Genomic DNA, 9,436 nt, shown 5'->3' with positions numbered 1-9,436 from the left:
ACGAGCTTTCTCGCTGTCGTCGCGCGACAGCGACGTTGTGTATAACGACATGCCTCTACACCCTTGGAAGCCTTTCCCCCATTGGGTGTTCTGATTTTGTGGGCACTTGCATGTAAAATTTGTGCTTGCAACACAAATTTTTTTATAAAAGTATCTGGCCTTGATCAACTGGTCCGGACGCCAAGCAGCTCGAATTGCCATAAGATCAATTAATTTTCTAACCGGGGAAAATATGTATAACAAAAAAGCAGTTTACTTGCTTGGCGCTATAGCCGCATCGCTTATTCCATTCCCCGTACAGGCACAAAGTAGCGTAACGCTGTATGGCCGGCTAGATGCTGGAATAACATATGTATCGAATTATGCGGGAAGCAATGCTTATCGATTTGAAGATGGCATCTGGTACGGCAACCGCTGGGGATTTAAAGGGGTCGAGGATTTAGGCGGCGGCTTGAGTGCAATCTTTACTCTCGAGAATGGCTTTTCACTGGGAACCGGGAAAGCATTCCAAAATGGTGCGTTATTCGGGCGGCAATCTTATGTTGGATTGAAAAACGAATGGGGAGCGTTTACTTTCGGTAATCAATACGATTTCGTATGGGATTATTTGAATTTGGGTGGATTTAACCTCGCATCGGAGGGAACGGGATATAGCAGCCACCAAGGGGATTTCGACGGGTACTCGGGGGCTGACCGGCTCAGTAATGCGGTCAAATTTTCGAGTGCCAATTTTGGTGGCGCCCGATTTGGCGGCATGTATGAATTTGGTAATGTCGCGGGGAATTTTCATCAAGGTAGTGCCTGGAGTGTCGGGGGCGCCTTTAAACGCAGCGCGTTCAGCACTGCAATTGTTTATACGAAAATCAACAACCCGACTGGCAGACAGGGATTCGATCCCTATGCCCAGCTTGGCGTAACAACGTTTTTGGGCCAGAAAGTCGCCGCCATCAATCCTGCGACGGGCGTCGCCACCGATTTGTTTCCAGGCGGCATACGGGTCGACAGCAAAGGCGTTTTCGGCGCCGGCGCCATTTACACAATCGGCAATCTTCAATTAAATATTCTTTACAACAATATCAACGTCAAGGGATTCGGAACCAGTTCGACCATGCAGGTTTACCAGGGCGGTACGCAATACTATTTCGCACCCGATCTCTTCGCTATTTTCGATTATCAACGCACGCGATTTGAAGAATCGAGATGGAGTCGATTTTCGACCGGAATTGATTATTTGCTTTCCAAGCGTACCTCGGTCTACGCCGGTGCAGATTATCTGCATGCGAACTCGGGTACGCGTGCCGCTATCGGCTACGCATTTTCTCCGTCCACGACTAACAAACAGGTTGATGTCCGGATCGGCATGACTCAAAGCTTCTGAACACAAGCTCGCGTTGCACGGCTGAGCGCGTAACCGGTTTTTTATAAATCAGATGCCGAAAATAAGCGGCACTAATCGAGAGGGCCTAAACATAAACCTGCGGAAGGCATCATATGAGCGGTGGAACCGAATACGTCAATCGTGTCGACTTTTTCCTGAACGGAGAACCCGTCAGCATCGAAAATCCCAGTCCGGACTTTCTGTTGATCGACTTTCTGCGATCCTCCGATATCAGCCTCGCCGGCCCCAAGAAGGCGTGCGGACAAGGCGGATGCGGCTCGTGCACTGTGATCCTGTCCAGTTGGAAAGACGGTCGCGAGGAACACCGCGCCATCAACGCTTGTCTTCGGCCGGTTTGCTTGCTGAGCGGGCTCGTCGTCACGACAGTGGAAGGAACGGGCACATCAGGCGTCTTGCCCGCACGCTACCCAATGCACGCGCCCACTTCGGGCTTCGCCCCTCTCGACTGGACGCCACCGCCAGCGGTACGGCAAGCCGCAGCGCGATCGCGCATGACGAGGATCGCATCCGGTACGACGGAGTTAGCGGATTTTTCGTCCACGGCCGACCTGCTCGGCGATAGCGATGCGGATCTGCATGGCGCCGGCAACCTGCCCGGCATCAACCCTGTCGCGCAGCGGCTGGCGGCAAATAATGGCAGTCAGTGTGGCTACTGCACGGTCGGATTCGTGATGAACATGTCCGAATTCATCGTCAATAACCCGCATCCGACAAAGCAGCAGATCGAAGATATCTTCGATGGAAATATCTGCCGGTGCACGGGCTATCGTCCGATCCTGACCGGCATGAAGACCTTCGCGTCCGACTACAGCCGCGAGGACGAGAAGGACCGGATGAAGTGCCTGCTGGAGCGCGGCCAGGCTGAGCAATTGCCGGCGGCCAGCGTCACGATTCCGTTTCCGGAGGCGGCCCGGTCCGTGCCGCGGCCGGTCACCATCGGCGGGCCTCATAACGCGGGCAAGCAATGGTACACGGCGACCTCGTTGAACGAAGCACGCGACTATGCGTTCCAGTGCCTGGCCCAAGCGATTCCCTACCAGTTTGTTCACGGCAACACATCATTCGGCATCTACAAGGACGAATACCTCGCTTCGCGCGCTTATATCGATGTGCGCCGGGTACCGGAATTAAACCGGCCGCATGGCGTGGACGCCGAATGGCTTACGGTCGGCGCGGGCATTACCTACAGCGACCTGATCGGCCTGCTCGACTCCGTGATGGCGCAATATGGCCAGTCCGCGGTCAGTCCTGCGGCCGCCCTGCGCTATATGGCTCGCAGGACGGCTGGCCGCATTGTCCGGAATGCCGCGACCTTGGGCGGCAATACGATGCTGGTGATGAAGCACGTCTTCGAGCGGAATCAGACATCGCCGGGATACGGCGGTGAGCCGTTCCCGTCCGACACGCTGACGGCACTGGCCGCGATCGGCGCGGAAATCACCTTCGTCATATTGCGGCCGTCTCCCATCGACCAGCCACCGGGCACCACCACCTACGTCATGTCTGCGCAACAGGCGATCGCGTTCTTTCAGGATCTCGGCGGGAAGACTGGCGAAGCCGCGCTTATCGTGTCCTACAGAATTCCGCTCGAAAAGGCCGATCAGATTGTCCTGTCTCAAAAGATCGCACTGAGAGAGGTGAACGCTCACGCGATCATCAACATGACGAGCAATACGGTGTGGGCGGCGGCCGGCGGAGAACCTTCCGATAGCTATATCCAGTTGGCAAGCCTCGTATTCGGCGGGATCGCGGATGCGCCGTGGCCGGCCAGCCGGACGGAAACATTCTTGAATGGTCTGGGCCGGCCGCTGACTGCGGCGGATCTTGCGGAAAGCCTGACCATACTGGAGCGGGAAGTCAGACAAGAGCTCGGCAAATGGACGTCGTATCGGGCAAGGCTGCCTGACGAAGGATTCTCCGACGACTACCGGGTAGCCCTGGCCTTGTCCCTGTTCTACAAGGCATTGATCAACGCGCTGGTGCAGCGTGGCGTGCCCGTTGACCCGGCTGTAGCCTCGGCAGGCGAGATCCCATGGGGTAACTGGGGCGTCAGTTCAGGACGCCAGTCATACGCCGCTCCGCCGGTCGACCGCCATCCAGTCGGCCTGCCGTATATCAAGAATACGGCTATCTACCAGGCTATCGGCGAAATCCACTATACGCACGAGCTGGCGGTTCCTCCACGGACGACGCATGGCGCCTTCGTTCAGAGCCTGCGTGCATTGGCCGAATTCTATTTCTGCCTGCCGGATTCTCCGGGCACGGAAATCACGCGCGAACGGCTCAAGGCCCATCTCGCCGCAATGTTTCCCGATCAATTTACCGATGTCCTGACCTGCGACAGTGTTCCGCCTCACGGCCTCAATTTTCAGGGAAAAGCGCTGGACCAGCCGCTGTTTGCGAAGCGCAGCGTTCATTACCCGGGCCAGACGATTGCGATGGTGATGGCACGCGACGAACAGGCGGCAAATGACATAGCGGAGTACGCGAGCCGATGCTGCATTGGTTATCGAACGATCGCATGGGACGGAAGCTGGCCGGCGACGTGGAATGAACCGGTGCTGAGTATCGAGGATGCCATCGCGAGAAACAGCATTTTCCCCGATGCCCCCCGCACGGCGAACTACGTGACGCATATCTGGAGGGTCACGCGGCCCGAAAGCCGCTTCGACTGGATTGATTCGGATCGCGAACCGCTTGATCGACGCATTGAGGTAACCGACCTGTCCGGCGTGCCGGACCCGGCCTTTGCTAACTGTATTCGGCTCGCGAACAGCCAGCGCAACGGCGGTCAGGTCCATTTCTATATGGAAACCCAGGCTTGCCTGGTCGTACCGCAGGATGAAGGCCGGTTTATCGTCCATCCGTCCTCGCAGAGCCCGATGGAGATGCATCAAACGGCAGCGATGGCGATCGGGGTTCCCTACAATCGCCTGGATGTCCGCGTAGCACCGCTTGGCGGCGGTTTTGGCGGAAAAACAGAACAGGCGCGATTCGTAACCGGACCGGCTGTCGTGGCCGCTTACCGGCTCAACCGTCCGGTACGGGTTGTACTGCCAAGAGACGTCGATACCCGGATGATCGGCAAGCGGCACGCATTTTTTGGCCAGTGCCAGATCGCCGTCGACCGCACAACTCTTCAGATCAAGGGCTTCTGGACCCAGATGTGGGGAGACGGCGGCGCCTATTACGACTGTTCGTTCATCGTTTCAAACTGCATCCAGCTACGTGCCGACAACGTTTATAACGTGCCGAATTACCAGAGCCAGATCGACGTGTGCCGAACGAACACGGCGCCCAGCACGGCGATGCGCGCATTCGGCGACCTGCAGGGAAAAAACATCATCGAGAATGTGATCGACGATGCGGCCGTCGCACTCGGCATACCGTCCGAGCAGCTCAGGGAAGCAAACTTTTATAACCCTGGCGACACAACTCCGTTTGGACAGGTGCTGGACGGCTGCTACATCAGGCAAGTGTGGAACTGGCTTAAATCCACCTGCGCTTTCGACGACAAATCCCGTGCAGTTGAGCAGTTCAACCGCAACAACACATGGCGCAAACGCGGTATCGCGATGATCCCGGTGAAATACGGCTCCGGATATAACCTGCTGCAACTGGAGCAGGCCGCGGGAATCGCGGTGGTCAATCAGGCAGACGGAACGGTAACGATTCATCAAAGCGGTGTGGAGATGGGACAGGGCCTGATCACCCAGGTCCTGCAAGTCGCCGCTTATGTTCTCAATATCCCGATGGAAATGATCCGTATCGAAAGCCCGAAGACCAGCATTACGCCGAACCCGACCAGCTCTGGCGCCTCGACCGGAACGCAATACAACTGCGAAGTGGCCAAAACCATCTGCGAAGACCTCGCGAGCCGTCTCCGGGATTTTGGACAGCAACTGAGAGCCGACAAAGGCGAACAATGGTGCAAAGACAATGGCATCAACTACTGGGATTACAAAGAAAACGGCTGGGCGCAAGAAGTCTTCGCACACGGGCAAACCGCACTGATCTGGCAGAACCTGATCCACTATGCCTATGTAGCAAGGCTGAATCTGATATCGAGTTTTACCGTACAGGTCGCCGGTGGTGAGGAGTCCGTGCCGTGGAAGACGTTCAAGCCGCTGGACCAGCAACCCCGGATTCCGGGCATCGACGTCGACGAAAGTAAGCAACCCGGTGGCACCGTCGACTGTTTCGTCGGCTTCACCTACTCCGCCGCATGCTCGGTCGTGGAAGTGGATATCCTGACCGGCGAAGTCAAGATCATCAGTTCGGATATTGCCTACGATATGGGATGGAGCATGAATCCAGCCATCGATATCGGCCAGGTCGAAGGAGCGTTTGTGCAGGGCATCGGCTATCTGATATCTGAAGACCTTGTGTTCGAACCGGACGGCGATGAAAAGGGCCGCCTGAACACCGTCAATACCTGGCGCTATAAAGTCCCCGCGCATGCATCCATTCCGCTGGAAATGAATGTGCACCTGTTCCCGCGAAACGACCCGTCAGTCGCGGGTGTGCCGACCGCCGGAGAGCACGGGATCTACTCGTCGAAAGAGGTGGGTGAACCGCCGATGGTGCTTGCCAACAGCGTTTTCTTTGCCATCAAGGCAGCGATCCGTGCGTCGCGCGTCGAGCGCAAGCTCACGCCGCTGTTCTTCCTGGATGCGCCCGCGACGGTGCAGGAGGTGCGGCGCGCGTGCGAGGTGGCGAGTGACGCGCTAGTCCTGCATGCCTGAAAAAACCACGGGGTTCCGGTTGGGAAACGCCCGTGGTTCAAGCGGGTTTCAAGCGCGGTTCAAGCGGGTTTCAAGCAGATCCGCCGATCGCTTCGATCAATGCCTCGTTCGTCACCTGAATCGGGTTGACCTTGATTTCCCCGCTATACAACGGCGGCAGCTTCTTGCAGAACGCCGCCAGCGTGGCGGCGTTCATCCGCGGGCGTACGTATTGATAAGGCGATGGGTTGACCGCATCGAGCGCGCCTTCCATCGTCGAACCGTAGGCGCCCAGCTCCATGAAGCTCTGCGTCTGGCTGTCCGGGCCGATGTCGTGGCGCGCCGGGTGGGAATCGTCCAGCATCGGTCCCAGGCCGAAAACGAAGGTGCAGTACTTCGGATGGGGCAGGTATTTGCGGGTGTCCTTGTTCCCATCCAACTGAAGTTGCCGGCGCAATCCGGCATAGGTGCGGGTCACTTCCATGAACGCAGTGCGGATCGATGACGTGGCCTCCGACCCTGACATGCAAAGCAGCAGATTGCCATGGTGGTCGAGCAGCGCCACTGCCTGGCCTTTGCCGCCCAGGGCGGAGTCGTGCTGCATCATGGCCTTCAGGTACGGCGCGAGCCCCTCGTCCGGTGTAAACGGTACCCGCGACCGGTACTGCAGGGCCTGGGGATACTTGCGGGACAGCGCAACGCGGATCGGATCCGACGCAGGCAGCGAATCGATATCCCCGAGTTGATTGAACGGCAGGTCATTGTTGATCTGGTTGCGCACGTCCATCAGCGTCGCCTGGAAAATGCTTTCGCACAGTGCGACAGTACGGCCCTCGATGGTCTTCGCGGTGAATGCGGGGACATTATTCTCTGGCCCCTTCGCCGGGCGGTTGTAGCAAACGCCGTCGACGACTTCGGGATAGCCGAATCGCTCTTTCGCCCGGCTCGCCATGCCAGTCGTCAACGAAGGAAAATCGGACTTCGTGTCATAGTTGATGCCGGAGTATGTATCGTAGGCAGCGGTCAAGACCTTGAATCCAGCCGTCAGGATCGCGCCCGTGCACATGCAGCACGGATCGAGAGAGGTGACGACCGTGACCTGGTTCGGTGGGGGAAGGCCCGCCCTGTTCGCGTAGTACCAGTCGGTAAGCTGCCGCTCTCCATGCGCCGTGGGGTCGGACGTATAGCCGTCCTTGATCACCTGATTCGGCATGGCGTGCAGGACGTTGCCCGCGTCGTCGACCAGCAGGCCGCCGACCGAAAAGGTCTTCGCGCAGCTAGCGATGAGGGTTTGATCCGCGGCGATTTCCATCGCCTGCTCCACGGTTGTTACTTTTGCCATTTCGACCACCCATATGGAAAATATGATTCTGGAAACGAAAATCTCTCAATCGATGTGACTGTCGATGCGCATCCGATGCGCATCCGATGTACATCCGAAGCACATCCCGATAGTCACGAAAATTGAAAGTCACCTTCCTGCTCCATCAAACTCTTGTGAGAATGTGATCCACGGTCATCGACGTGATCGCAAGCATTGTCAGCGTCGGATTCTGCGAACTGATAGTGGGCATTGATCCGCAGCCCACGATGTACAGGTTCGAATGGTCCCAGCTCTGCTGGTAATAGTTGACCACCGCGGCCTGGTGCATCGAACCCATCACATGAGTCCCGCACACATGCCCGGCGCCGTAATAGTTGAATGAGTGCTTCTCGTAGGTAAATTGCTTGGCATTGTTCGCATCGAATTTCGTGTATTCCTCGGCGCCTACCCGGTGCATGAATTCGGTGGTGGCAAGCCTGGCCGAGACAAAGCCTTTGCGCACATAGTCCGACAGGTTGTACGTGATGAGCGGCCTGGGGATGCCCAGATTGTCGGTCTCGGTTGGCGACAGTTGCACCCGATTTGTCTGCTCGGCGTCCTGTTCGACCAGGAAGGCAATCCTGAATTGCCGTGTCAGATAACCATTCAGTGTCTTCAGCAGGTTCTTGTTGCCGAGCACCTGCGCGCCCCGGTTCAGCCCGCCTTTGTTCGTGCCGTACAGAAAATCCGGGCCGATCGTGTAGGGCTCGCCCTTCGCCCAGTTCCATCCTTCATTGCCGAGCTCCAGTCGCCAGGACGCGCGCGTGCTCCTGAACGGTCCGTCACGCAGCGATTCGATGCCGCCGGTTGCAAGCGGGCCGCGATAGCTATACGCCGGCGCGTTGACAGGCATCAGCCCCCAGGCTAGATACGTGGCGTGGTCCATCAGGTTCCTGCCAACCTGGTCGCTGCTATTTGCAACGGTCGTGCCCGTTTTCCACGGCGAGTTGAGCAAGATCCTGGCGTTTTCGATCGCACTGGCTGCCAGCACGTACAAGGTGCCGACCGCGGTGCCTTGCCCGGTCTGTCCTGACTTGGCCGGCACTGAAATATCGTCGTAGGTCAGGTAATGCAGGCCGCTGATTTTTCCGTCCTCGCCGACGGTGATCTTGTCCACCACGGCCTGATACTTGACGGTGACGAATCCGGTAGCCAGCGCCTTTCCCAGCGCATACGCCGCGTCGTATTTCGCCTGGATCGGGCAAATTGGCACGCAGTTGGTGTTGCCATGACATACCCTGCGATTGTCATAGGGCACGGAATTTCGTGCTTGCGGTGTTTTCGTGACAACCGTCTTCTGGCCTATAAAGTAATCCTCACCAGTTAATGGCTCACCATCCACACGCGCTTTTATGTACTTGTCGGTCAGCGACAGCGGGATCGCGGGCATCGGATATTGGTAGTTCGGCGGAATGTCGTCGCGGGCCGCGAGCTGTTCCGCCGTGCTGCCGGCAACGCCCATGAACGCTTCGACTTTTGCGTAATGGGTATCGAGTTCCTCCTGGGTGATCGGCCAGTCGAGTCCATGCTGGTATTTCTGCCGCAGCATGAGATCGTTCTTGTTCATCCGAAGCGTTGTGCCCTGCCAGTGATTGCCGGTACCGCCCGCAAGCTTCAGATAGGTACTGCCGAACGGCAGGGAACCCGGGGTGTAGGTCAGATAGGAAATCTCCGGATTGTTCCAGCCAAAGACCAGTTGCTGGATCGTCGGATGCGGCGCGTTCGTCTTGCGCGGCTGATTGTTATTGGCATCAGGCGGATACGGCGATTCCGGCGACTTGAATCCGGCCAGATAGAAGGATTCCATATAGTCTTCCCGACGCCTCGGCGTGGCGGGACCCGCCTCCAGCATCAGCACCTTCTTTCCCCTGCTTCCCAATTCGCAGGCCATGAAGGCACCTGCATGACCGGTCCCAACGATTACCACATCGTACTCAGGCATCTTCGATT

The 9,436-nt window shown here is 57.5% G+C and carries 4 protein-coding genes; 2 read left to right on the top strand and 2 right to left on the bottom strand.

The window, feature by feature from the left end; all coding sequences use genetic code 11:
• Positions 1-232: 232 nt before the first annotated feature.
• Positions 233-1,378 (top strand): porin, encoded by a 1,146-nt coding sequence (locus M0D69_RS25875; RefSeq protein ID WP_301784714.1) that lies wholly within the window; start codon positions 233-235, stop codon positions 1,376-1,378.
• A 113-nt stretch (positions 1,379-1,491) separates the two neighbouring features.
• Complete coding sequence (locus M0D69_RS25870; protein ID WP_301784713.1) at positions 1,492-6,144, top strand: molybdopterin cofactor-binding domain-containing protein; 4,653 nt, start codon at positions 1,492-1,494, stop codon at positions 6,142-6,144.
• 70 nt (positions 6,145-6,214) lie between these two features.
• Here M0D69_RS25870 and M0D69_RS25865 read toward each other — a convergent pair whose 3' ends face one another.
• Entirely contained in the window at positions 6,215-7,465 is a 1,251-nt protein-coding gene (locus M0D69_RS25865; protein WP_301784712.1) for a nucleoside deaminase, read from the bottom strand.
• Positions 7,466-7,610: 145 nt separating this feature from the next.
• A complete protein-coding gene (locus M0D69_RS25860) occupies positions 7,611-9,428 on the bottom strand; it encodes a GMC family oxidoreductase (RefSeq protein WP_301784711.1) in 1,818 nt (605 codons plus the stop codon).
• Between the last annotated feature and the right edge of the window lie 8 nt (positions 9,429-9,436).

Origin of the sequence: Caballeronia sp. SEWSISQ10-4 2 (genome assembly GCF_030464885.1) — a bacterium.
Taxonomy (GTDB): Bacteria; Pseudomonadota; Gammaproteobacteria; order Burkholderiales; family Burkholderiaceae; genus Caballeronia.
Note: the sequence above shows the minus strand (reverse complement) of the source record. Positions and strands in the feature narration are given on the sequence as shown.